The organism is Parabacteroides leei (assembly GCF_023369805.1).
GTDB classification, from domain to species: Bacteria; Bacteroidota; Bacteroidia; order Bacteroidales; family Tannerellaceae; genus Parabacteroides; species Parabacteroides leei.
The window spans coordinates 25451-52109 of record NZ_JAMBQG010000008.1; the positions used below are offsets into that span (position 1 = coordinate 25451).

The following is a 26659-nucleotide window of genomic DNA, read 5'->3' on the forward strand; positions in this document are numbered from 1 at the left end:
CTCCCAATGGAGTGGCTATTTTTATATAAATAAAGTCCGTATATAATCGCTTACATACGGACTAAAATAACAAACTCTACTTTTTATATAGTCGAAACAATATCCTTATTATAAATAAGGAATGATTGTAATATAAATACCTGTAATAATTGCAGATGTAATAACACCGGATATATTAGCACCTAATGCATCTCCCAAGATGAAAGAGTCTGGGTTTTCTTTACTTACCAGTTTCTGTGCGACTTTAGCTGTTGTAGGAACACAACTCACGGCAGCAATACCGATTACCGGATTATAGTTACCACGTTTAATAAAATACATGATATAGCCGCCCATAATACCTCCGATACCGGAAAGGAGTAATGCCGTAACACCTAACACCAACAATTTTAAAATTTTGGGATCAAGAAGTAGTTGAGCATCACACAATACACCAAGCAATAACCCCAACATAAAAGTAGAACCATATAATAACGGTCCGCTCACAAAGTCATAAATATGTTTCATACCTGATTCGCGAACTGCAACTCCCAGGAATAATGAGAAGAAAAGGGGAGAGGCAACAGGAAACAGAAAGCATAAAACGGCACACAAAATAACAGAGAATGCCAGTTTAACCTTTGCATCGTAATTCTTAGGTGGCTTTGTATTCGTCATCTTTATTGCACGCAACCGTTGCGGAATCAGTAACTTTACCAGGTAAGGATACCCTCCATAAGTTAACCCCAGATACAAATAAGCAACGACAGTAATAGGAACGAACAGGTGCTTAGCCAAAATCAGTGATGTAAACAAAACCATCGGGCCATCAGCACCACCCACCATAGCGACAGAGGCACTTTCCTGTAAAGATAATCCAAAAGCACTGGCGATTGGAACAGTCAGGAAGGTTCCCAGTTCGGCACAAAGAGCCAGAAAAAGACTGGCAAACGGTTTTTGGAGTAAGAAACCGACATCCAATAAGGTGCCGATTCCCATAAACACAAAGCAGGCAATTAAACCATTACTAAACGTAAGCGTATAAACTGGTTGAAGAAAGTCTATCTGCATAGTATTCATTAATTCGTCTGTATCGGAAAGCATTGGGTCTAGAAACAGGTTTCCAAGACCACCTTCCGGCATAATCAGCGTACCACAATTGATAGCAATCATACCTAATCCCATAGGGATCATTACCATTGGTTCCAAAACACCTTTCCAGCCCAGATAAACGAGCAGGCCACCAAGGGTAATCAAAAAAACACGAGCGATAGCCAGTATCCATCCACCGGCAACCATTGTTCCAAATCCTTGGAACAAACTTAAAAAATCAACGTTTTCCATATCTGTCTTTATTTTTCGGTAGAAGGATTCTCCTCTTTGTTTGTATTGTTTTTTCTCATCATCTGTTCTTTTTTCTTCAGATACATGATACGAGTATCCTGTGGATAATAATAATCCATCAGATCCAAATGAGATGCACCATGGCTTACACCATGATAATAACCGGATGGTTTTATATGAAGAAGATCGCTGTTTACACCTTGACGAAATTCTTCACGTTCGTCATCCACCTGTTCTTCTTCTTCATTAACTGAATCCAATCCGAGTATTTCTCCAATTTTGGCACGTAATTTGTTCAACTTGCTAAACTGTGAAAGTTCTTCATTATGATGAAACTCCAGAGAGTCGGCCCAAACTGCGATAAGTTTGATCACACCGGCTACAACAAACCCGATAATGAAGGTCAACGCCATCATTTCCAGGGTAGAAAGTAATAGACTTAACATAATTATTTAATTTAATATCTGATATAATGTACTCCAAAGAGCACATGAATTAATCATTGTTTACAATTCCGCGTAAACAATAAAGAAACAATGATAAATAGTAAACTAAATAATGATTTTTCGTAATACGTAGATCCAATGACCAGATCGCATACGAAGAGACGAGAAGTTTATAGATTGGGTTATTAAATAGGTTTCAGAGATTTTATTCAGAATATTTTGTTCTTTCTGTAAAGACAACTCTAAAAGCCGGGTAGTTACTTTAAATGGACGATCACATCTGGTAGATATAACTAAAGAACGTGTAGTGAGACAAAAAACAGTATTATGGGTTTGATTCAAATCATAATTTCTCAATTCATCCTGTAATGGATGCTTTATATTATTGCAGATATAAGTAGTTTCTTTTGGAGATAAAATATCTTCATCTTCAATCTTTACCTGCATATTCAGTAACAACAGGAAGAGAAACGATAATATCAACACTATTTTTTTCATCAAGATGCGAAGATAGAATAGTTATTTAACATACAACACTCTTTAGATAATAAATGTTGAAAAAATTTGCATCGGCTGGAGAATTTGGGAAAGAATAGGCAAGGATAAAGAGTTTACAAAAGTCTATTAAACATAATCGTAATCAGCTATATAACTATCACTACGCCACTATTTTAACGAATCCCGTATCAAGTGTTATAGATAGGAGAGGGGCACTCGTAAAGCTATCCAATCGTGAACTGTATCAACCCGACTTTTCGTATACATTTGTCAACTTCCTAGCGCTTTACGGCTTGAAATTTAAGTCGATCAGCCGAATAGATTTATGCTATGACTGCAACGAATTTGTAGGTGGAATGTCGCCACGTCGCTTGATCAATTCGTTCTTGTCCGGTAAATTCTTAAAAAACGGGCAACCGTCGTACACGTTACAAGGCGATACGACCTCCGATAAACGCGAACAACTGGTCGATGCAATAATAGGCGCTCTACGCGATCAATCACCCGAAACAGAAAGTGACACAAAACGAATTTTACAGTCAGTTGTAAATGAACGTATTAAGCGAACAGACGACAGTCGATGCACTTTAAGAGGTTCCGCCAAAAACATACGCGACATTAACTATATAGCATTCGGAAGTCGATCGAGTTCCGTGTGTTCCTATATGTACAACAAAACGAAAGAGTTGCGAGAGGTAAAGGAAAAGCCCTATATCCGTCAGTTGTGGAAGTTGAACGGCATAGACGATAGCCGCGACGTTTGGCGTGTCGAAATATCTATCAAGTCAGACGCGAAAACGCTTCTTAAAACAGATACAGGCGAAATATTTACGATTAGTACTGATATGCTTAAATTGCAGGCAGATATAGAATCACTGTTCTACATCTACGCAGCCAAATACTTCGATTTCAGAATTAATGATCTCACCAAGAATAAAAGCCGAATGCGGTCAGTTCCTATATTTGAACATATGCCAACGATCACAACGCGTCCTATCCGGCTTACTCTAAGGCAGGATAGCACTAAAGCAGATAAAATATTCTTGCGTAAGCTGGTAAGCATTGAGTGCGAAGTACCGCACCCAACAGACCAATTTCGTGACGCTCTTAGAATCGTACAATATGAATATACATTTGCTAAGAACTTAGCCGCCTATCTCGCGTATAAAGCCTACCCCGAACAACGGCGACGACCCTAAAGGCGTGCCATAGGCAACCGTATGTTTTCCCCCCCCCTTAGCGGAGCGTAATTAAATAATCCTATTGATATATGAGCAAAGATATTCTATTAAGTAAACATTTTAAACTGTCTGAATTTACAGTCAGTCCGACGGCTTTAAGATTGCATATCGACAATTCCCCAGGTATCGAAATTGTTGTTGCGTTGTCTACTCTTGTTGCTTGTTGCCTGCAACCCCTGAGAACCGTTGTTAATACTCCGATTATCATCAATAGCGGTTATCGTTCGGAACTATTGAATAATGCAATAGGGGGTACCTCGCGATCTCAACACCTCATAGGCGAAGCCGCCGACCTATCAATCAACGAAGACATAACAGTATTAGTGTCAGCATTATTAAAAACTGGAATACCCTTCGATCAATGTATTGTTTACGTCTCACGTAAGTTTATGCATATTTCCTATAAACGACTATCAACCAATCGTTATAATCTTATATACAAATAACAGCCATGAAGAAAAGAACAGCTAAAAAATCACTTAAAAAAGCAGGTTGTCAAATCCTATATACCGATGGTCAACCAACGTTAGTTATCGACCAATACGGATTAATAGAATTTGCAGGTACATGGACTAAAATAAAAGCATATCTATGGGAACAATAATAGCTGACGGGAAAGAACTTGATAGCTTTGAAAATATGGACTTATTAGTTTATTATTCCCTTTGTGCTTTAGAAGCTATTAAGTCAGTACATCAATACCTAGACATAAGCGTAGATAACCAGCGGAACGCAATTGATCTCGCCCTATATTTTATGTCCCATGACCCGGAATGCATTATCATGGATATAGAGGTTAGCTTACAGTCCATTAGGCTCATTAAGCGAAAATCGAACCAAATACCCCTGCGTCGCATCATCATCTCTTGTTAAGCCTGTCGAGTTGAACCGCGCGCCCAAATATGGTCGTCCGGTTCGCACTTCGCGCGCCCCGACCTCCCGGGCGCGCTCCGCCTGTTCTATCCTGTAACGCCCTCATAACTGGACGCCTGTTATCAACCTTAGCGCCTTTTCGTCGTTCTCTGCCCGGTTCCTATACTTCCGCCGTCGTGCCGTCCGGGGCGCCCGTGTCGCCCCCTGCTGCGCCCCGATCGCCCCGAAGGACACCGCAGGTGTTTCCCCTTGGCGCCCTCGTAACTGGACGCCTGTTTCAATACGTACGCCTTTCAGTCGTTCTCTGCGTGGGCTATATCTATCCTAAAGCGAAGCGCCTGTGAACCGGGCTATATAACATAACGAAAGTTGTTAGTGTCCGCTTATACGCCGCGTCCCGCGTGCGCAGCGTCCCCTAAAACTTGGCGTTATGTTAAATAGCCCTACGCCAGTATTATTATTATCCGCAGGCACCAATACCGTCAGCAAGCTGCCGTTATCCGTGCCTGCGGATAATAATAATACTTACTCTGTTTGCCTTAATGTCTGCTCCGTTCAAAGTTGCTCTCAGTCGTTTCCTCTGCTTGTGTGTTGCGTTATGCCGTGCCCGTTCGCCTTATGCGGTGCCGCAAGCGCAAGCGCTTGCTTCCGCTCCGCAGGCGCCCGTTCCCGGCTACCGAACGGGGTAGGGTAGCGCCTGTTCTATTCTCAGTTACTCCCGTCGCTAATGTGCCACCGTCGACCCAACCTCTGACCGATACCGCCTGTTTCGCCTGCCGCGGGGCGTCTCCGTGCCGCTCGCGCCTTGTCCCAAGCCGCTCCCGTCCCGGAGCCTTAGCCGGGAAATTTCGAATAGCCAAATTATTTTCTTATCCAGTTAGTTCTTTTATCCCGCCTGTTAGAAAAGTAGCCTTTGTTGCCCCCTTTTACAGCGCTGACGCGCTGCCTTGTGCGCCTCCGGCGCTCCATTTATATAACATATATTAATATAATACATATAGTTATTAACATGCCTATTTGCTATCTTAGTGTATTGAAAATCATCGCATTAACGTTTCACGTGAAACATTTTGCACCAGTATTAATTATTAAATATTGTATATTATGGTTTATAGGCAAGCTTTAGAAAAACTGGATGAGTTCAGAGAATCCCCCTTTTCATCAACTCTGTTCCCGAATTTTGAATATTACGCGATTCGTGTCGCAAGGGCTAAACCTCGTGGTTTATGCTGGTGGGTAGACGATATGCCGAAGACTATTGAAAACATAATAGTGATCTCGCGTAACGGTAAGCATTCAACGTATATCAAGTTATACGGTGATGTTCACGCCTATTCTCCGGCGTGCCTGTTCGAATCCTACGAAGACGCTATCGAGGAATGTATAACCCGGAACGGTGACCGTAATAGTACCAAACTATTAGATGTTAATGGTTTGGAAATACGTTATCAGGAAGTTTTGGAGCTCGTCGCCCGTTAAGTAGAACGGGCGTAGATTTTACGCCCAACCCCTAATAACATTTTATTAATCAGATAATTAATATTAAAACTTACAAATATGATTGTTATACAAAGTCTCGAAGAAGTTTTGGCAGAAGCTAACAAACATTTCGAATCAGAATTAAAGAAAAGCGTCTTACTCAAGGAATCCGATCGTATACTATACGTCTCTGCATGGCTTAGATATGCCTATAATAATTTGTACATAGCATACACCTTAATAAAACCTGAATCGCCATGTACAGAATGATAGTTTATCCCTCTGACCGCATAATAGCCGTTGCTTACACCGACGCCGGGCGCTTCGTCGCCCGTCTCGACGGCGACCAATATCGCGGAATAGGAGAGGTCTTCGCCGACCTCCGTCGCGATCAATCTCTTTTGATCGACGAACCTGTCAACGTCCTAGTCATAAACTGTTGCCGAAACCTGGTTCACAACTATATTCTAGCTCTCGACTTTTGGCGAAATGCTTAATCGGTATAAAGTATAAAAAAGATAGGGCGGCAAACATTCGAGTTGCCGCCCTATCTTTATGATTACAAAAACATATAGGCAGTTAAACAAACGTCCTCCGCGTTCATCATGCAGATAACTATCGCAGGTATATCCGGCGCCCGGATAATAAGAATCGAATGTTCATCTAGTATTCCCGGAGCCTTGTTGATTTCCAAAGGAGTTAATCTACCTCTAATCTCTTTCTCCGATAAACCTTTGTAGGTTTCAATAACGAAAATCTTTGTTTTTTCTGGGTTTCCCCACGTTTCTGACAATGACATAATACTAGTGCATTGGCGCTCTCTGTCCCTGCGGAGCGGTTAACAAACGAAAAGCGTGGGACGTTAACCCATCGGTCGTAACAGGTACCGCCAAGCACCTAAGTACACGAATGAGAAACACCCACGCCATGCGCAGGCATCTAACATTTTTTCGTGTACTCGTAGTTCAATTGGCGGTTTCGTTACGACACAAAAAAAGCTAAACGCTTTTATATTTTCAATACAATTGTCCCAAATTTGCCCCCTTTCGGGCGCTTTTCGGGTGCAAATATAGGAATTAGTTATTAATCCCTATATAAAAATAACAATCCAGCATGAATAAAGTTTCCCCTAAATACATTTTCTCCCCATGAAATTTATACTGACTGGAATACGAAACCAACAAAACAAACCACAATACAGTTAATTATATATAAAAATGAATAGAGTAGGGGTGTGACTGAATTTGACAATATGTTACGCAATACGGATATTTGGCTATCATATTGCAATGTTCTTCGGTCAATCTCCGTGTTCCCTCCGGTCTTGCTCCGTGTCGATCAATTTTGCACCTTTGCCGGACGCTGGAACTCGTTCAGGACTTAACCTCTCGGATAACCCCAGCGTATTCCGTTTATATGGGTATATATAAAACATCAAGTATTGGCGTCCGTCGTAAGAGTGTAGGAGAAGTCACCTACAAGTCGGTTAGGGGTCGCGTGATCGCATCTGCTAAGATCACCGAAAACGCATCGAAGACTTCGGCGCAAACTGAGCAACGATCAGCATTCGGTATCATGGGACAGTCTGCGAAAGTAATGGCGTCTTGGATTGATTTAGCATTTTCAAAAACGAAGTACGGTTCACAGCGCAATCAGTTTGTAAAACAAAATTCGCTGGTTATGTCATGGTTGAAAGAAAACAAGAAAACTTTAAAGGGCAATTCCTTAGAAAAATTTTCTATGGCGGTTGCTTCCGGTATTTCTGTTCTTTCCGGTTATGGCCCTAATTTTGCAGAACCAACATTCACTCAAGCTGGTTCGGGGTTGACTGTATCTGTCATGTTTTCAAAAGACTTTATCGTAGGTGACATTGTGAAAATTGGTGTTATGCAGACCTATTCAAAGCCCGGTGCAAATGGAAATGGTCTTGTTCTTATTTCTCATTTTTCATCTGTAAAAATATATGAATATGTGATTACAGATGATGATCTTGGTAACAATATTATTTCTATTGGTGTCGACAAAATCGCTGGATTAGGAACGGCAGTTCAAGCGCCTGCAGGTTTTACACAGGAAAGTATTATTGCGGCAGTTTCTGTATTATCCAATAAAGAAACATGTCAATCTTATTTCTCGTCTCTCAATGTTTATAATAGTGGTGGTGACGATCGTCCCGAAATAGAATAATCGTGAAACCATTTTGGAAATATACCGTAGGTTTGTTGATCGAGGTTGTGATTAAGGTTTTACAGACTATTATAGGTAAAGATGACAATATAATCAAGGGTACAGGGAGTAACAGTTCGCGCAAAGACTAAACTGTTAACGAATTATAAAACAAAAAGGTGAGCTATTGTAGTTCACCTTTTTTTTGTTTTGCTTTGTGACGGGTAGAGATAACCTGACGGCTGGGGGGCTGTCAGCTAACGGTAACCCAACTAAGGCAAGCCCGGCGACCTCGAAAGGGTCGCCGCTTCTGTTTGATCTTGGTTGATTATGTTTAATTCCCCCAAAAATATACGGGTTAGTCCCGGCAGAAATACAGCCTTATGAGAAGCACGAATACAACCCCCGAAAAAGTGCAGCCATACGCGATAAGTGTAGACTGGTTGCAGGTATATTGCTTTGTTGACAATCCTAATATAGAGGAATTTACGCCTTTATTTTGTTCACAATTCGAAATTGTCAAAATGTCACACGGTACAAGGCAGTTTAGTAATGTATATGAAGTATATACCACTGATAAAGAGCAGAATAGCAATAAAAAAAGCCCAAATAATCCTATTAAACATAATCGTAATTATAAATAATAGGATCATAAAGATATCGAAGGCATTTCTAGGCAATAAAAAATCCGTATATAACTTCACAGTTACATACGGACCAAACAAATAACAAACTCTACTTATATGAAAAAACAAATACTACTAACATAATTATTACAGAATCTTGTAAATCCTGTGTTTATCATTATAACAATGATAAACTTTATTTGGTTCTGACTCCCGGAATAATTTTCTATTATTTTTTCTATACCTTATAATGTATATCCTAAAACTAATTCCGGCACAAGAACTATTTTTTATTTGATATTATAACAAGACATTTATTCTATATGTTTTGGAATCATATACTAATAAATGCTAAAAAGGCATGTGTGTACCTTTTCCTGATACTTTACATGCCTTTTCATTCAATATTTATTCTTTTCAAACAAAAGCAATATACATATCCATATATTTAATATTCTGCCTGTTAGCTAAATTCTCCTTCGCTATTTTTTCGCAATCTTCTATATCCATTCCATTTTCAGGAACACTCCAGTACCACAGCATGGGTGCTTGATTTTCTCTTTCTGTTGTTTCCATTTTTTTCCATTTTAAATTCAACTTCATATATAAGACAGGAAAAGATAAAATACCCCTATTGTCTTCCTATATATTTTTTATACAACCTATTTCTTGCACTTTTTGTTATTTTATTTCACATCAACAGTGATTTACATGCACTTTTGCCAAACTAAATTTTAACGATTATGATGAATACAGAAACTTTGAAAAATTATCCGCGACTAAAGGATTGCTTTGAAAAGCAAATCCACATGAAAGAAGAAGCGGGCAAAGAAAGAACTGCTGCTAATTACCGAAGCGCATGGAACAAATTTTCATCTTTTCTTGGAAAGAAAAGATCTGAGGAGATAACTTTAGTCGATTTGACTATCAATCTCATTCAACACTATCTGTTGTGGCTCCTACAGGATGAAGATACAGGTAACGCTCTTCTTTCTCCCGGCAGTCAGGATTTTTATCTGCGCAATCTGAAAGCCATGTATAACAAAGTGATTAAGGAACTGCGATTTATATCTCCGTCAGGTAGTCCCTTTTCAAATCTTTATATACAGGTCCCTCCCACTCGCAAACGAGCTCTAGCGAAAGAGGAATTAAAAAGATTATCTGAACTCGATCTTTCTGATAGCCCTGAGAAGTTTGCGGCTCTTCATCTGGCTTTGTTTCTTTTCTATGCCAGAGGAATGTGTTTCGTCGATGCATTCAAACTAAAAAAAGAAAATCTGAGCGGTGATTATATACATTATATACGTAGTAAAACCGGAGCGACCCTACAAGTTAGGATCACACCGGAAATGAATAAGATTATCCATATGTATCACCGTAAAGACAGTCTCTGGCTTTTTCCTTTCCTTCATGATAGAATACAGGGAAAAGGTACGGTCACGGCTCAATCGTCACTTCACCGTATTAACAGCTATCTGAAACAAATTGGTGATGACCTGGGTTACCTTCAGCCGCTTACGACCTATGTCATGCGTCACAGTTGGGCCTCCATGATGCTTGAAGCTGGTGCAGAGATTGGGGTAATCAGTCAGTCTATGGGACACACTTCGTTGCATACGACAGAGATTTACCTCGGCCAACTATCCATTACCAAGATGGATAAGGCAACAGACAAAATGCTCGACATCTTGGTCCGCAAAACAGGTCCGGAAAGAAAAGGGACATATTCGAAAACGGCAAATAATAAACGGTCCAAAAAGACAACATCCCATCCCCACGTAAAAACATTGAGAATGAGATGTAAAAACATGCTGGCATCGATAGCCAAAATATTAATGCTTACTACTTAACCGGATCAGTTTTCCTGTTTAGAACTTCCAGTAATTGTTTGCCAGGTTTAAACTTGACACTATTGCGTGCCCGGATAACAGCCGGAACTCCTATCCTGGGGTTCCGGCCTTGTCGCTCTGTCTGCTTCCATAAAGAGAAAGTTCCGAATCCCTGAAAGCCCAGAGATTCTTCCTGAGCCAGCGATTCAGTGAGCACCTTACCTAATGTTTCTATAAACAGTAGTGCCTCTTTTTGAGGTACAGACATACGTTTTGCCACTATTTTTGATAATTCTGTTTTGTTCATTGCTTAAAAATCTACTTCGTTTGTTATTTCCTGTACTTCGTCAAAAACGGCAACATTGCCGTTGGTAATAGTGACACGCAGGTCGGCGCTATTGGCACCTGTTATATTAACCGTTAGATTATAATGATGATCCCGGCGGATATTATAGTCGTTAGTCAGGTTAGAACCTAAATAGAAACGATATTCGACATCGATCGGGGTTTGAATATAACCGCCACCTGGTGCTTGAGTTTTATCATAATAATACTTCCCTTTTATCGTCAAGTATGTGCACCCGTTTAGGTTACCATCCGGTCCGTTGGCAACCTGGTTTTTTCCTTGAAAAGTAAGCGAACTTCCTGTTCCACGGATATTTTCAGGCATGTAAAAGCTTTGTTTTCCTCCATTTACAACAATGTCTTTTATACTGATTGAACTCGTATACATCGTTGATAACTCCGGATAAGGAGTTTTACTTCCTCCTCCGGCAAATAAAGCCATATTTTTAGGGATATTTGTTACTGTCGCACTCTCTACAACAAAGATATCATTTGCAATTGTCGGAAACGTTACACTTAATGACAGTTTAGCAAAAGCCCTGTACACCCGCGATATCACTATAACCTTCTCCGCTTCGCCTGTGACCGTATATTCCGTTGGCCCGGCAGTTAATAATATAGGCACAGAAGTAATTGCCGGACTACCATCAACGTTGCTTGGTGCCGCACATATCTTTTTTAACAAAGCTTCTTTAGAGTTATCAGAAGCACTCTCAAAATCTTTTAACAGCTCTGCTCCTCCATTCAATATCACATAAAAAGAACTGCTAACCAATGAAAATTGATCGTTTTTAGTTGTTATTGTCACCGTATATCCAGTGTTCTCTGTCGTAAACCCACTGTTTATATAAACACAATGAAGCAGATTGTTACCGGGAGAAGCATATTGAACGATCCATGCATCTTTAATATCAATTTTTTCATCTCCTCCTCCCAAAGAAGCCTTCGTTTCGACTTCTAATGCTTTAGGTATTTGTACACAAAACTGAAACCCGTTTTTATCGGAAATATCTTCGTCAACGGATGTACTGCAACCGGTAACGAACAGCCAAAATATTAATGTAACCAATCCAGTTGTATATATAATCACTCTATTTTTCATATTCACTATTTTTTATTTGCCGACATCATCCGTTGATAAATCTTCCTCGGTATATTCCAACAACGACACTGTCATATCTCCCGGTGTAAGTATACCGAAGAAGGTTAACGTAAATTCAAATTTATATTTCATACCTTTTAACAAAGCCTTGGCGGCAGAAGCCTGATAGTTAAATATCCGGGAGGTCTGAGTTCCTGTGCCTTCTGCATCATAAACCATATAAGACACATTCAACGCCAAGTCGAATACCAGATCAACCGAACCATCAACCGGCAACAGGACTACCGGATCGGTGTTGTCATGCGGTTGAGTCGGTTGACCCGAACCAAATTTGATTACTGAATATTCTGCATTATAGGAAGAACTGCCACTATTCCAATCCGAAGCTCCTAACCGATAGGCTAAAGGAGATGACAAACTCTTAATCGTTATTTTTTGAACAGCTAGCCCTGTTACCGGTACGGGTGAACCGGCATTTGCTTTCACAGACAGATCGACTTTAGTCCCCAGACGAACAAACGGAGTTCGCAGTGTTACTGTCATCGTATTCTGGCCGGGGCTTTCAGGCTGTATGACTTCATTGGTAATGGTATTATACATAAAGTCGTTGCCATTATCGACTGTTACATAATTAACGCCGGCATCCAGTGACGGAGCCTGATTCGTATTATTGGAAATCAGATAAAAGTCATAATTTCCACGATAAAGCGACAAGTTTCCGGTCGATTTACCATTTGTGTCCACAACAGTATACATGGCTGTGGCAACAGGGTTGCTAAGGTTCATTTCACCGGCCTTAAAGGCATAAATCCGGAAAGTGGATCCGACAGGCATTACCGTCTTTGTATTTTCGCCAGCCTTGGATACTACCGCGCTGTATAAATTGAAAGCGAGTTCGATCGGTTCTCCTTCTCCCTGCTGTTCGCCGGAGTCGGGCAAGCTACTATTGCAGCCGACCAGCAAAACACTGCCAAGCAAGATTATTAGTTTACTTATCATTTTCATACCTTTCTATTTTTATTTTTCAGATACCTACACTTGTATTCTGGCTGGCATCGTTCCTCCAGTCCTCGATCAATACGCCCTCCACATCGCCACTCATTTTGTTGACTGTGATTTTGTATACATAATGGAAACCGGCCACCCACTTTACTGCCGGAGAAATAGAAGAAGTGAGAAACGTACGATTGACAGAACTACCTTCTTCGCCTACAGTCAGACTGAAAGAAAGAACCGACTCGGCCGTATTCATCGGAGCCACCAGGCACGTCACATTTGCTCCCGCATGTGAGGTTTTCAACTCCATTCCCACACTATTATCCAGTGTTATCTCGGAAGTCGAAGCAAGACCGTTTAAGGCTCCGGTTGTAGTACCGTTCAACAACATGTATCCCGTACCCGCCTGCAGCAGGTTGGTGCCACTCAGGATCTTTACTTGCTTTAGCACCAGAGGAGCGGTAACATTGGTTGCTTTGACGATATCGAAACTTACTTTTGCCATCGCATGCTTCATAGCAAGTGAAATTGTTCTGTTCTGATAAGAGGCATCAACTTCTCCCGAATACAAATAATCGTTTTGCTGAGTCCCCTGGAAATCCAACGTATTCCCCCCTCCTTTCAGAACTTCCACACTTACCTTCAGGCTTCCGCCTTCATCGGTTATGGGAATATTATCGGGGTATACACCATATACTTTGGCAGGCGTACCATCCAGTATAACAACCGATTTATCAGAAGTCCAGTTACCGGATTTATTGGTAAAAACCAGGGATGGGACAGTTGGATCATACACGGTATTGTCAGTTTTTGCAACATATACATTTACCGTATTGACAGTAGTACCGGCAACGATTGCTTTCGATATGCCTTCCTCATGTATTGAGACAGAGCTTAGCTGCAATGCTGTTTCAGCCTCATTATTTTCCGGCAGGTTACCGGTACACCCCATACAGGCTACCAGTAAAAATGTTTTATATATTATTGTTCTATTCATAATTCATACGCGATTAAAAATTAAGATGCCCCCCAGTCTGTTCCGGTACCATTTCCCGTACCGGGCTTAAAGGCTTCCACAGTAACGTTATTCAGGATCAGTCCAAACGTAGAAGTAAAATTGTATATATAATTATGTCCGGCCTCAAGGGTTTGTGTCTCATTGCCGGTTGACGGATATGTTTTTGTATCTTCTGTACCACTACTTGCTGTTGCTTTACTGGTTACTGCTATTTTATATTGTTTACTTACCCCCGGATAAACAATGGCAACATACATATGTGTTTTACCAGTCGCTGTCACCGGATAGAAAGTAATGGGATTGGATGAAGATGCTCCGGTCAGATTACTGCCTGTCAACTGGACCTTCACACCGACATGCACATCATCCGTATAATCGACAATAACCGTAACTTTTGCTGCGGCAGGAGAAAAAGAGAAATTTATCCTATTCACGGAAACAGGGGTTGCATCGGTAATCAGCCTGTTGCTTTTTATGTAATTTACCGCAGCAGTTGCACTTTGATCCGCAAGAATACCGATATAGCCAATTGGGGAGTAAGAGGCATAATAATAGCCACTGCCGGTAGTTGTCAGGCCATCTCCTCCGCTTGTCGGGAGCCACCGCAGGGTCTGAGCCACATCTTTTTTATATGTATAGGAAGTACCCGATGTTTCGAGGGAAGTCGCTGATGTTCCTATCTTAATTACGTCATTTTCTGCAAACGACGACTTCTCATAGTTGACTGCCCCAAGTGCACGGCTTACAACCGGCTCCGAAATGGAAGCCCCGATTTCAAGAGGCAACCTTGCTCCTTCTCCGTTATTTACCGGTTCTTCGCTACTACAGGTAACCAGCAACAAAAGCAGAGATCCTGCCAGATAAATTGTTTTTATATTCGTTTTATTCATGATATTTCAATTTAGAGGTCCTGTATGAGCATTGTCATCGATCCACCCGGCTATGTTACTCTCCTCCGGCACCAAAATATCATTATGAAGTTGCAACGTATATTTATAATGTGTACCGGCTGCCAAGGCACAGTCGATGGTCGAGCTGTAAGTCACCTCATCGTAGGTCATCTTAATGGAAACAGAGGTTGAGACTCCTTTGGGATAAACGATACCGCACCAGGTCAAATCGCCCGGATGATACAGCTTGATTATTTCAATAGTTGTTCCTCCTGTCAGAAGTCCGGCACCGCTCACTTGGAAACTAAAGTCGGCAGGTAGAGTACCTGTTTGCTTTGGTTGAAACACAAGTGTCAGCTTTGTATTCTGATGCCCGAAAGAAAAGTTCAGCTTTTCCGTAGCAGGAGCATTAATAATAGCGGAGACAAGCCGGTTGCTTTTTATGTAATTAGCAGCCGATGACTGGTCATACATAATTCCGGCATCACTACCTGCCGGATAAACGGCCTGATAGGAAGCTCCGGCCAGTAGCGTGAGTGGTGTGGCTACAGTCCATTGATTGTCTGCTCCCAGTTGATAATCTACCGCCTCGCTCTTACTAGTCCGGGTCGTTCTCGTAATACGTATCCTATCGTTGGTGATAAACGTCGATCTGTCATAAGTATTTTCTTCTGCCAATGCGCGGGAGGTTATCTCCGAAACCGGTTCGTCGCTTATTTCAGCATTCACTATGACCGGCTTTCCCTCTCCGGATGGAGACAGCAGTGTCTCACCGGTACAGGCGGTCAGGGCTGCCAACAGTGAAATACCTGTCAGCAGACATAGCCATTGTTTGTTCTTTTCTTTTTTCATATTTATTGTGTTTTATCTTTTAGAAGCCATCCGGGCGAAGTTCTCCGTTACCGGTTGCAGGTGTCCAGGCAGTAATGCTTGTTTCGCTCACTACTATCGCACGGTCGGTCAGGGTCAGGTTATAAACATATCGTTTCCCTTTTTCCCATTGTACACTAAAGGCAGCGTCGTTTGTTACGCTCAATATCCGTTTATTCGTGTCGGAGGTTTTATCTCCGATCTCGATCGTTAAAGTAACGTTGGATAATTGGGCGGATAGAGGAGCTACTAACCCGTAAGCAACCACTTTTGCCAGACCGTTCGCACCGCATTGGACAGGATTGACCGAAGGTGTAAAAGAAATCTCTTTTGCTGTACTGAGTGATGCTATCACCCCGTCTTTGAGTTGCATCGTTCCCGAGCCTGTCAGGAAAGAAGTGCCGCCGTCAGTCTTCATCGTGATCTTTTTGATGTAATCGTATGTATCTACCGGACGTCCGGAGGCTGTTTGCATCTTAAACACCACCTGTGCCAATGCATGACGCATCCAGATGGCAGGTTCGAAGGATTGGTTACTGGCTGTAATCGGAGCATCGGATACCTGTTGGGCAGAGCCATATAGATAATCCGTCACATTGCAATTCCAGGTGTTTGCACCGTCAAAAGTCTGGGTGTCGGTTATATTTGTTACCGGAATTGTATGTGTATCGCCGGAAGCATGTGTTGGAGTCACATTTACCGGATAATAAGCATAAATTCGAGCCTCCTCATTATGAAGATTCACTGTAGGATTGCCCGTCCATGCCGTACCATTGTAGGTAAATTGCGAGAGGCCGGTTGTCCCGTTCAAAGTTATACCGGGATAGACAGCATTATCCGTATTTTTGGTGACATACAGGTTTATCTGATGGACGTTGCCACCACCGGTTGTGGAGGCGGTGCCGCTCACCAACGAGCGGGTATCCGTCGTTCCGGTCAGGAAATGTGGCTGGAGGGAGACTACTCCCCGACCGTCGTCCGGCAATTCCTGCCCGGTACAACCGATAAGCAGGAAACCGAGTCCTGCGGTCGTGATTTTGTTTGCGATGTGTTTCATATTCTTATTCTTTATTTTTTCGTTATACATTGACATCGGGACGCTGTTCATCGTTCCAGCCTGTTATGTTAAACCCATCCAGGGTAAGCCCTGTCGGGTTGATTATGATTGTATAGGTATAGATATTGCCGGCTGTCCATACAGGATCGGTATAGGGCAATAGTGTCATTTCTTTGCCGTCGACTGTTACTACGAGTGTGGATTGCTTGGCAGTGGTGCCGTACGGTATTACATAGTTGGTAAGGGTAATCTGGGTGATGGTAGAAAGAATTGGAGCCACGGCATTGTCAAACGTATATGAATATGTTACCTCGGCTACGTCTGCCAGACTTTTCAGTGCTCCATCAGTCAGGTTCATGGTCGTGGTGTTGTCGGCTTTTAATGCCGGCATCTGGCGCGTATGGGTCACCTTGGTGACCTTGGCCATACCTTTATAGGCATCACTCTTTTTGATAATAAAAGAGACTTGGGCAAAGGCATGCTTAAGGCCGATAGAGACTTCATGACCGACGGGGGGAACAGCCGGTGTAGTGGCCGACTGGTGGCCGTTGTCGGCTACGGGTTGTATCGAAAGGTACTTATCAGTTTCCGTTGGCTGGCTATTATCGTATTTTACACCATACATATAATCGTTGGAAGGGAGGGCGAAGTCATAGAGGTTATCAGCCTTTGCCGCACTGATGGTTTGCGCGGGTATGATGGCTGATGCCGGGATTGTAATGGTTGGGACAAGAGCCGTGCCATTTCCTCCGGAAGTAACGGAAACACCTGCTGGAACCGGGTGCCAGGAGAAGATAATAGCTTGCTCCTGATTTAGCCATAACGCTTCTCCATCGGGGGTAGCACTACCGTTATTCAGCGTATATTTACGAGAAGTACCTGCGGGTGAAGTCCCGTAAAATGTTTCGCCGGCATTTTTGTTGACGGCGTAAATGCCTAAAATCCGGATAGCATTGGCATCACCGGCTCCTCCACGGGTAATGAGGGATACCCCGGCAATACGGGGGGTCAGTGCGGCAGAGGCATTCGGGTCTTCTCCAACCTCCCGTGAACAGGATTGAATGGCGAACAAAGGGGGTATCTGTAGCAGGTACTTATATAGTTTCATATATTCAATGTTGTCTTATTGTTAATAGATTAATTGACATTCAGATCTCCACCGGCCGTTGTATTCCATGCAGCAACTTTAATACTGGTGATGGATAGTTCCTTACCGCTCAACTTGGCTGTATAGAGATAATTCTTTCCTGATTCCCATTTTGAATTTGCATCATCAGGCAGTATGACCGGATAGTCTATATTATCGATCTTAAAAGTAACCTTTACAGTTTTTTTGTTAGAAGTCGCTGTTTCAGGCATGACGAGGATACTGAACTTCTGAGAGGCTTCTTTGGCTTGAGTATCTGTTGTTACATTAGCAGTTGTGTTCACTTTTACTAAATCCAAACCGGAATCACCGATAAAACGAGTATACGTAACTGCTGCTGCGGCACCCGGAGTAACCCCACCGTCTGAAATCTTCATCGTAGGACTTGTTCCTTTTGTTAACACTGTTCCACTTTCATTTTCCAATGTTATCTGCGTTAACTTTCCTGCTAAAGTATAAGTACCATCATTATAGATACGGAAGCTAACCATCGACATGGCATGTTTCATCTCTAATGCGACTTTCTCATCAGTAGTGGCGCCAGAAGCTTTTCCATTACTGGCCTGCACATTAGCCGGCGTTGTACGATCAGCCCACATATAATCGACTTCACCGGGAGCGGATGCAATTTTTCCGGCATTGGTATTAGAGACCCAACCGGTAGTATACGTTTTATCTGCATTGGAAATATTCGCAGGTATCTTATTATTGGCATCACTAGTGGTTGCGCCCGGATATACAGATATAGCAATCGTAGTATTTGTCAATGTGGCAGGGTTAGCGGCCTTCAATGCGGTACCGGAGCCCTGCATAACACCTGCAGCAGTCGGCTGATAAGCCGGATGGTAAGCATAGATATCGGCAACATCAGCCGTCAGATAGATTTTATGAGCAGCATCACTATTAGTCCAAGTTCCCGAACTTTGTTTATAAATAGCATAATTATTATTGGTCCCGTAAGAAGTTCCCGTATTCACATTCCCCGCATATACTGCCACACTTTGCATCACATCGGTGCCTGTACCGCTTTGTGCGGCATTATCTCCATTTATCGCACTTTTCGTCAGCGATACACCGGCGGTGATACCCAGTTCTACGGCATCGGTTTTGTCGATTGGGTTTACCGGGTCGTTCTCATTGCTACAACTTGTGGCAACGAGGGTGGCAAGGAGCAGATAGGATATTTGTAATTTTTGTTGTTTCATTTTGTTTACTTTTTGAATATCGTTTACTAATGTGTTGTTTATCGGGCGGTTATTTTACCAATTCCATATCGCCGTCCGATTTAACTGTAATCCAGTCGGCTACGGTGACGGAGATGACTTCTAACTCGCGGTCACCGATATTGAGGGTGATTTCGTATGAATGCCCCTTGGCAAAATGACCGTTGCTGCTACCTCCTCCATTTACAGCGTCGAAGTTGATGTCGAGATCCTTGAAGGTGCCGATTGAGGTTTCGACAGTCAGCTTGTAAGCCTGACCGCTTGTCAAAGGTGGCAAAAGCAGGCAACCGAGATCGGTAGCCGATGTCGTTCCACTAACCTCTGTCCCTCCACTTGCCAAGGTCAATTTCAGTGCTCCTTTGCTACCGCTAAAGGAGGTTTCACCGGAAGCCAGATTGACCGTTACAGCCTTTTGTCCTTCTACGGCGATGCTTTTCACTTTTACAGCCAGTCCCCCCGTTGTTTTTTTCAGTGCCTTAAACTTAAGCTGGGTAAGCAGATGGACATATTCGAGCGGAGTATCTTTCGTTGGATCCGTATTACAGAAACGGCTCCCATCCCATCGGTTTCCCCTGATTTGTTTGGCATACATCAGGTCGGTCAGGCCTGTGAGGGTATAAGATACCGAGCCGGCGGAAGTGTTGTATGCAGACGTTTCGGGGGCAACGGCAACCAGATAGATCCAATCGCCGTTTTCCGGATAGAAAGGATTATCAGGCAATGAAACCGAACCGTTTGTCTGCACAGTCGCGTCTTTCTGCCATTCGTCGTTGCCGGCCAGTATGCCGGTATAAATGCCATTGCGTTTGGTGGCAAAGATGGTTGTTTTGAAAGCCTGCCCGATAGCCTGATATGCTTTCGTATTCACCTCCCCGTCTCCTGATACACGCAACTCGATCGGTACTTGTTCAAACCCGGAATGCTCCGGGTCTGAACAACTCGATACCGACAGCAAAGCCGGAACTAACAGCAGATATATGCTTTGTAGTTTCATTTGCTATTGGTTTACTTGTGAATTATTTAATCTCGACATTACCCTTTTCTCCTGCTGTCCAGTCTACAATTTTGGCAGTGGCTGCGATCGCTGTACCATCAGTAGCTGATTTCGGCGGAGTAATAGTGAAAGTGACTTCATGTGATTTAGCTTCCTCTGTCGTCAAATCGCCGGTACTTGTTGAATTTTGGATTGTCAGGTTATTGTACCACTTGATATCACCATCAACCGACAGTTCCAGATTAACCTTTATACCGGAAGTAGGTTGCACCATTACAGGAACGCTCGGTTTACAAGCGGTGGTTGTCAGTTCTGTATTACAACCGGCAACTGAAAGATTTGCTCCGTCTGTCCAGGAAACTGTTCCACTGCTAAAATTCAAAGAAGCCGGAACTTTTGCACTTTGGATAACAATACTTTTCACAGTCACTTTCTTTCCATTCCAATCGCTACCGGTCAATACATCGGAAAGTTTTGCAACGAAAGTAAGTTGGGTTGTTTTGTGTTTGAATGTTAGTTCAGGACCAGAAGCATGACTATCCTTACTACCTGCGTCAGCCTTTTCTGCATACATCACATCCTGCAAACCGTCTGTTTGAGCGAATGTTACTATCGTTCCGTTTACGCCCCCCATCGGAGAAACGCCGAATAAGAAGGTTTTCTTAGTACTGCTGCCTGTTTCTACCGGATAATACAATTTGGGAGTCAATGTAATAGTTGCTGCAGCTGTTTTTGCTTCAAACTCGGTTGTGGCTACGGTGGCACGGTTAGCATCCTGCTGTAATTCAGTACCGCTTCCACCCAGCGTATTTTCCGTTTTTGCAGTGAATGCTGCAAAGTCAGGATTTCCGTCGTTTCCTGCATCTACCATTATAATATTCGCCTGCATCTTAGTCCCCGGCGTTACCGCCGCTTTCGACTCTACCCCGGCTACTTTCTGGCTGATCCGGATAGCGACGGCATTTGTTGCCTCGCCATTGTCGTTCTTTACATTTTCATCGTCATTCGAGCAGCTTGCCATCAGTAAGGCCAATGCTGCCATACTCAAAATCTTTTTCATGTTTTACTAGTATAAATTATTAATAATAAGTGATATATATATTCTTATCCGATTGATTGCTTTAAACACCGACGTTGCCGCCGTCTCCCTTGTTCCAGTCGATCACTTTGGCTGTTACCGTTACCTTTACGCCGTCTGTAGCATCCGGTTCCGGGGGCGTCGGGGGATCAGGATCAGGACCTGGGCCGGGAACGTCGGGTGCTACCGGATCATCGGGATCGGGAGTCGGATCAGGGTCCGGGTTAGGTTTAGGCGTATCGGGCACTTCGAGTGAGATCTCTACCTCATAGGCACTACCGCCCGTTGCACCGCCTTCACCGAATTGTACGGGAAGATCTTTGAATGTCAGGTCGTTCGCCGGGTTGTTGTCTACAGCCAGTACCAGATCGAGCATCAGACTGGCTTCGGGCTGCACCAGTACATATCCCGGCAACGTAACCACTCCGTCCACTACCGGAAAACCGCCTGTGCCCGGGTCGGCATACACCACCACAGGGCCTGCCATACCGACCGGTTCCACCTTACCCGAGAAGAGGTTGACTACGGCAGTGGCCGCCATTCCATTGAGGTGTACCGAACGTACATGGTAAGTATTCGGGACCCCTTTCAGGCGCAATGTGAAGTTGAGTTGCGAAAGCAGGTGGCTGTAGGTCAGCGGTGTCTTAACGGCACTGAAACGGTTGGCCAGTGAACCGCTTTGTTCGACCGACAGCATCAGGTCTTCCTGTCCTGTCAGGGTATATTTTACTTCCCCGTTGGTCAGCGGAGCCACCGGATGGTAACCGCGCAGGAAAACGGGGGAACCATCCACCGGATAATATCGTTCAGGGGTCAGCGTGATCTCTTCTTCGTTAGCTATAGCGTCCCAATTTTCGGTGTACTGACCGGCTGAAGTTCCGACGGCTATACAAACGGGGGTTTGTTGAAATTCGTCTATCAGGGTGCGGGTCCGGATGCCGGTATACAGCCGGATAGGTACGCGGGCACTGGCATTAACTGTCAGGTCGAGCGTATCGGCACCGGACTGGCTGGGCTTAAAGAGTTGTTCGGAGACGTCTTCACTGTACGTTTGTTTCGTTCCGTCGGCCGCTTGCCAGGTGAGCGTTAATAGATGGCCGTCGGTAACGGCTGCCGATTCGTTTTCGCGCGGCCAGGCGATACCGAGTATACCGGCCAGGACACCGCTGGTTTGTTTCGCTCCGGGAGCCGGAAGAGACAGACCTAAGGTTGCTGTTGAAACGGGTTCGCCTGTTGCCAGGTTTACCTCCCGGGCTACGCCGTTCAGGGTGGCTTCGACAGGGCCGGAAATAAGACCGTCGGGAGCCGTCACGGTGAGGCGCAGGATCTTACGGATATCTTTCGGGGCAAGCGTCAGTGTCATGGCTTCTTCTGCGGAGATGGTAATACCGGAACTGACAGCTGCATAGACTGGTTCGCTTAAGGCTGGTAACGCGGATGAACCTTCGGGGATATTCAGGCTGACGGTAGCCGATTCGAAACGGTCGGTTCCGCTAACGGTGATCTCTTTCTGTGCAGTGGGAAAGACAAGGGCCCTGTACTCTCCCACCGGTAACCATGTATCTAATGCACCCGTGGTGCCTGCTGCATCGAAACGGCTTTCGAGCGGCTCTTTCATTCCTTCACCAAAGATACGAAGGGTTAGTGCCTGCCCGCCGGGATTCCCGACCGTGACAAGAAGTTGCCCCTCCCCTTCATGTCCGGTTCCGGGCTTGTCATCATCGTGGCAGGCAGCCAACAAAGCTACGGCGGCCAGCAGAAACGGTTTAACAACTAAGTAATTCAGTCTCATATTTTTTGTTTATAAATTTATCTTCTTGTTTTGCATCAACTGTCGATGCAGCATTGCACCTGATATCGATGCAACGTTACACTTGGTGTCGATGCAACGTTACACTAGATGTCAGTGCAACGTTACATCGATTATCAATGTAAATTATTCAATTACAGGACGGTCGTCTTCTCCGCCACCGCCACCCTTGCCTACAACCAACTTCGTTGAATATTCGAGGGTACGAGGTTCTTTCAGGGTGGTGCTGCTTTGACTGAACTGTGTAACGATACGCAACGTATAGTTACCGTCGGCCAATGCCGGAACACGGGCGATCAATTTGCTGGGGTCGTTCTGGGTGAGACGGCGGGTAACCTTGGTTGCCGTACCGTCTGCGGCTACGAAGAAAACGCCTACCACTGCATCGTCGCCAGTTATTTTAATGTTATTTCCTGTGATCATAATGTCATCGTTTGCCGTGATCGATCCATCGAACAGACCGGTCAGGGTATCGGTGACAAGGCCGATACGGGCTACAGTAGCTTTTGCGCCCATGTTGATGACTTTGACGTTTTTCAAGGCGTCGCGAAGTCTCTTCGTGGGAGTAATGTCGAATGTCAGCCGATGGATTGCCGGGTCGAATTGGGCTTCGGAATTTGCAAAAACACCCAGGATACGCGGTGTAAACTGGCAGAGGTCGGTTATCACGCTATCGCCGTTCAACAAGGCCTCGAGTATAATATCACTGTCCTGCGATGTAACCGAAAGGATAGTCGGATATTTCAGTTCGGAACCGGTACGTTTGATTTCCTTGGCCGTATCTTCTTTGGTCAGGGTCTTCGGACCGGTTTTCACTTCGGCAATACAGTCTTTCGTATTGTCTTTTGTCAGTGGGTTATCACGCAGGGTGAATTCCCAGTAATGGTCTTTTTCGTAATCAGCCATGATGTTTCATGTTTAATTGTTAATACTAGTTGTTTATTTGTCCGGCACGGGGGCCGGAGGTCGTTATTTTTCTTGTATGCAGCGGACGGACATGCCGTAGGATCTAACTGCAGTAGCACCTGTTGTAAACATCAAAACTCCATGAGCTTTAACCTCTGTATAATAAGCAGTCGGGAAACCTAAAACAGAGTTTGATACACGCGCTGAATACATGACAAAGCAAGCATCGGTTCGTCTTAAGTTTCCTGAATCGCGTTCTCTCATCCAATACATCGGGAACCAGGCCGATTTCGTGGTATAATCCATATACGTTTCTCCCGGATACAAATACAAAAGTCCGTTGGTTGCATTTATCTTTGCGGAAGATTGAGATATAGCCGTAGTAAACCACCTTTGGTCATTGAGCAATGCCAGATTGGAACCAAAAGCAAAGCCATCGAACATCACTGTTGTTTCGCCCGGATAAAAATCGGGGACTTTCCACCCTTTCGGACAAGGATCATAGATTGTTTTTGTTATTGGCCCCCATGAATCATCAGCTAAATACATATTATAATAAAAAGTAGATGGATTAGCAATGGAGTTTTCCTGGTTTCCTCCACCTGATTTGCTCAATGGTATCGTTACTCCATCGGCATTAAAGATGGTATTGATTTCTTCGTATGAGCCATCGGCCGAACCCGGCATCGGATCTTTACGCCCCCACTGGTAAAGTACGCCGTAGGTACGGGCCGATTCAATATTGCTATTCAGAGCCGGAACAGCGCGGATAGCTCCCAAGTTACGATCCATGATGATCTTTTTGTAGAAAGTACCGGATGAATTAGTCCAACTGGCCCCCTGATACGTATGTACCATCCCCCCGCGGGTGGCATTTTGGGCAATGGCTATTGCATTGGTACGGCTGTTTACATCGCCTTCAGTAAAGTTGCCAAGCAGAGCGGGTACATAATCCGAAACCCAGATATGCCAGCTCCAAAGAGCTTTTGCTTCATCGTCACCATAAGCGGCTACTACTGCGTTTCCTCCACTGGTAACGGGTACTTTCAGATGTATACGAGCGTTATCTACCCTGTTTCCGTCAGTGAGATTTACAAGATTCTGATGATTGCTTTCACTGATAGCATAGCCCATCACAAGCTCACCCGATGTTCCTGTATCTTTATTCTGCCAAAGGACTTTCACCTTTTTTATTTCTTTTCCGGGCTGTATCGAACCGCTTGATGCCAGTACCGTATTCCAACCATCCGGTCCGGCCTCATGCTTATAGGGGTTAAAACAGATGTTTGTACCCGGACGCATCATGAAGCAATTGGCAGTCGGTTGCAGGTTGGTGCTGATTACCGGGGTCTGGTCGAGCAGCTGGATGCGTGGATCGTTGGTATAGTTGGCATTGTTGATATTCACTGTCCAGTGATAGTTATTGTTTTCCAGCAGGTTGAAATCATTCGTTTCGTTGCCGCCCAGATAGGCGCGGTAATAAAGACGTTCTTTCTTGACACTGTTATCTACCACAAATTCGGCATAAGTAGCAGCTGCATTGGCGTTCTCTTTATTCCGGTAGATCGGTGAAGTGGCATAAGAGGATATACCACGGGCATTAGCTGGGATCCAAACAAATTTCGAATTACCGGCGTTAACCAGATCCGTTCCTGTCAAGCGGTAGACATCGACAAACTCGGCTACAGAGGTCGGATATACATCGCCCCATTTATCAGTTGTTTCTGTTTGTGGCACCAGGCGGTAATGGGCCGGAGCCTGGCAAAGTTTGACCTCTTTCAGGACATATCCGGCATTTATCATAGCAGGACTGATAGTCCAGTCTAACTGAACCTTTACGGCCAGACGTTTGAGCAGCAGGCGGACGTCTTTGCCTGCTGGGCTCTGAATCTTGCCGTCGGAGGTGATATTGACGTCTTTCAGCAGGAGATAATATGGCATGTTTGCTAGGCCACTACCAGTAGCATCGGTTGGGATGGCGTTGATTTTGCTACCTTCTACTTTCACGGCCATAGCTTGTACATCGGATAGGCTTTTATTGGATAGTGAACTGAAATCGGCAATTGCTCCCCTGGCAATGAGCAAAAGTTGGCAGTTGTCTGCTTCCGTCAGGGTGGCGGTGAAGGATGAACCGATTGCTTTATTACCCAATACCTGACCGTATTTCTGGCTGTTTATTTTATTCCCATTTGCATCATATTGCCATATTTCAAGATTGTACAGTTGATCGGGTTTGTCTGTACCCGCTTTGGTTTGCACACCGGAAACGGGCACTACCTCGAAGGCAGACCGACTGTTGCTTCCATACCCCGTCTTACTACCCGGAGAAGTGCTTGCCCCTGTCCCGTCCTCTTCATCGGTAATACCCAGATCGAGCATAACTTCAACAGTCTTTCCTTCCGACGGATTCACCGCCGGACTGTCGATCTTGTCCTCGCAACCTGTGTTCATTAATACCAGTGTTAAAAGTGTCATTGCAATAACTCCTTTCGTTTCTAATTTTCGTCCTATACTTACCATCCTCATATCATTTTTTAACTACATCATTTATGTTAAATCCAACCGTTTCGATTGTCTCTTTATTCCGTAGAAAGAGACAGGGGACTGACGGTTTCTTATTAACCACTGTATACCAGTGATTTAAATAATGCAGTTTGTCAATGATCGCTTACACTCCGAAGGATGGCGTAACTTTAATATTTCTGAATTCTAATCAAAATGTCACCAAATACTTGCCCTACT

General features: G+C 43.9%; 23 protein-coding genes. 6 read left to right on the top strand and 17 right to left on the bottom strand.

The window, feature by feature from the left end:
* Positions 1-108: 108 nt before the first annotated feature.
* Positions 109-1323: a sodium ion-translocating decarboxylase subunit beta gene (locus M1P97_RS12895; RefSeq protein ID WP_075557534.1), complete on the bottom strand. Its 1215-nt coding sequence runs from the start codon at positions 1321-1323 to the stop codon at positions 109-111.
* 8 nt (positions 1324-1331) lie between these two features.
* Entirely contained in the window at positions 1332-1769 is a 438-nt protein-coding gene (locus tag M1P97_RS12900; RefSeq protein WP_195375494.1) for a LapA family protein, read from the bottom strand.
* Positions 1770-3537: 1768 nt separating this feature from the next.
* Between M1P97_RS12900 and M1P97_RS12905 the strand changes: the two genes are divergently transcribed.
* The 5 genes from M1P97_RS12905 (at position 3538) to M1P97_RS12925 (ending at position 8047) form a co-directional block, all read left to right on the top strand.
* Positions 3538-3954: a D-Ala-D-Ala carboxypeptidase family metallohydrolase gene (locus M1P97_RS12905; RefSeq protein WP_249389300.1), complete on the top strand. Its 417-nt coding sequence runs from the start codon at positions 3538-3540 to the stop codon at positions 3952-3954.
* A 5-nt stretch (positions 3955-3959) separates the two neighbouring features.
* A complete protein-coding gene (locus M1P97_RS12910; RefSeq protein WP_249389301.1) occupies positions 3960-4112 on the top strand; it encodes a hypothetical protein in 153 nt (50 codons plus the stop codon).
* Positions 4100-4381, top strand: coding sequence for a hypothetical protein (locus tag M1P97_RS12915; protein ID WP_249389302.1), 282 nt, complete (start codon positions 4100-4102; stop codon positions 4379-4381). The genes M1P97_RS12910 and M1P97_RS12915 overlap by 13 nt, the downstream gene beginning before the upstream one ends.
* 1104 nt (positions 4382-5485) lie before the next feature.
* A complete protein-coding gene (locus tag M1P97_RS12920) occupies positions 5486-5860 on the top strand; it encodes a hypothetical protein (protein ID WP_249389303.1) in 375 nt (124 codons plus the stop codon).
* 1416 nt (positions 5861-7276) lie between these two features.
* A complete protein-coding gene (locus M1P97_RS12925) occupies positions 7277-8047 on the top strand; it encodes a hypothetical protein (protein ID WP_249389304.1) in 771 nt (256 codons plus the stop codon).
* 1022 nt (positions 8048-9069) lie between these two features.
* On the opposite strand, the gene M1P97_RS12930 is transcribed toward M1P97_RS12925, so the two are convergent.
* On the bottom strand, positions 9070-9228 hold the full coding sequence (locus tag M1P97_RS12930; RefSeq protein ID WP_195372939.1) for a hypothetical protein: 159 nt from the start codon (positions 9226-9228) through the stop codon (positions 9070-9072).
* 167 nt (positions 9229-9395) lie between these two features.
* Here M1P97_RS12930 and M1P97_RS12935 point away from each other — a divergent pair, with 167 nt between their 5' ends.
* On the top strand, positions 9396-10502 hold the full coding sequence (locus M1P97_RS12935) for a tyrosine-type recombinase/integrase (RefSeq protein ID WP_249389305.1): 1107 nt from the start codon (positions 9396-9398) through the stop codon (positions 10500-10502).
* On the opposite strand, the gene M1P97_RS12940 is transcribed toward M1P97_RS12935, so the two are convergent.
* The 14 genes from M1P97_RS12940 to M1P97_RS13005 all read right to left on the bottom strand — a co-directional run bounded on the left by M1P97_RS12940 (position 10495) and on the right by M1P97_RS13005 (position 26437).
* Entirely contained in the window at positions 10495-10788 is a 294-nt protein-coding gene (locus tag M1P97_RS12940) for an HU family DNA-binding protein (RefSeq protein WP_249389306.1), read from the bottom strand. The genes M1P97_RS12935 and M1P97_RS12940 overlap by 8 nt on opposite strands.
* A 3-nt stretch (positions 10789-10791) precedes the next feature.
* Positions 10792-11928, bottom strand: a complete 1137-nt coding sequence (locus M1P97_RS12945; protein ID WP_249389307.1) for a DUF4906 domain-containing protein — start codon at positions 11926-11928, stop codon at positions 10792-10794.
* A gap of 12 nt (positions 11929-11940) precedes the next feature.
* A complete protein-coding gene (locus tag M1P97_RS12950; RefSeq protein WP_195372936.1) occupies positions 11941-12933 on the bottom strand; it encodes a fimbrillin family protein in 993 nt (330 codons plus the stop codon).
* A gap of 19 nt (positions 12934-12952) precedes the next feature.
* Positions 12953-13921 (bottom strand): fimbrillin family protein, encoded by a 969-nt coding sequence (locus M1P97_RS12955; RefSeq protein WP_195372935.1) that lies wholly within the window; start codon positions 13919-13921, stop codon positions 12953-12955.
* A gap of 20 nt (positions 13922-13941) precedes the next feature.
* Positions 13942-14832, bottom strand: a complete 891-nt coding sequence (locus M1P97_RS12960; RefSeq protein WP_195372934.1) for a hypothetical protein — start codon at positions 14830-14832, stop codon at positions 13942-13944.
* A 6-nt stretch (positions 14833-14838) separates the two neighbouring features.
* Positions 14839-15684 carry a fimbrillin family protein gene (locus M1P97_RS12965; protein ID WP_195372933.1) on the bottom strand — a complete coding sequence of 282 codons (846 nt, stop codon included), beginning with the start codon at positions 15682-15684 and terminating at the stop codon, positions 14839-14841.
* A 19-nt stretch (positions 15685-15703) separates the two neighbouring features.
* A complete protein-coding gene (locus M1P97_RS12970) occupies positions 15704-16759 on the bottom strand; it encodes a fimbrillin family protein (protein WP_249389308.1) in 1056 nt (351 codons plus the stop codon).
* A 22-nt stretch (positions 16760-16781) separates the two neighbouring features.
* Entirely contained in the window at positions 16782-17867 is a 1086-nt protein-coding gene (locus M1P97_RS12975) for a fimbrillin family protein (protein WP_249389309.1), read from the bottom strand.
* A 29-nt stretch (positions 17868-17896) separates the two neighbouring features.
* Complete coding sequence (locus M1P97_RS12980) at positions 17897-19111, bottom strand: fimbrillin family protein (RefSeq protein WP_195372930.1); 1215 nt, start codon at positions 19109-19111, stop codon at positions 17897-17899.
* Positions 19112-19160: 49 nt separating this feature from the next.
* A complete protein-coding gene (locus tag M1P97_RS12985; protein ID WP_195372929.1) occupies positions 19161-20123 on the bottom strand; it encodes a fimbrillin family protein in 963 nt (320 codons plus the stop codon).
* Between the two features lie 22 nt (positions 20124-20145).
* Positions 20146-21183, bottom strand: coding sequence for a fimbrillin family protein (locus M1P97_RS12990; RefSeq protein ID WP_195372928.1), 1038 nt, complete (start codon positions 21181-21183; stop codon positions 20146-20148).
* Between the two features lie 61 nt (positions 21184-21244).
* A complete protein-coding gene (locus tag M1P97_RS12995; RefSeq protein WP_195372927.1) occupies positions 21245-22993 on the bottom strand; it encodes a fimbrillin family protein in 1749 nt (582 codons plus the stop codon).
* 144 nt (positions 22994-23137) lie between these two features.
* Positions 23138-23917, bottom strand: a complete 780-nt coding sequence (locus M1P97_RS13000; protein WP_195372926.1) for a DUF4469 domain-containing protein — start codon at positions 23915-23917, stop codon at positions 23138-23140.
* A gap of 63 nt (positions 23918-23980) precedes the next feature.
* On the bottom strand, positions 23981-26437 hold the full coding sequence (locus M1P97_RS13005) for a DUF4906 domain-containing protein (protein ID WP_249389310.1): 2457 nt from the start codon (positions 26435-26437) through the stop codon (positions 23981-23983).
* Positions 26438-26659: the final 222 nt, after the last annotated feature.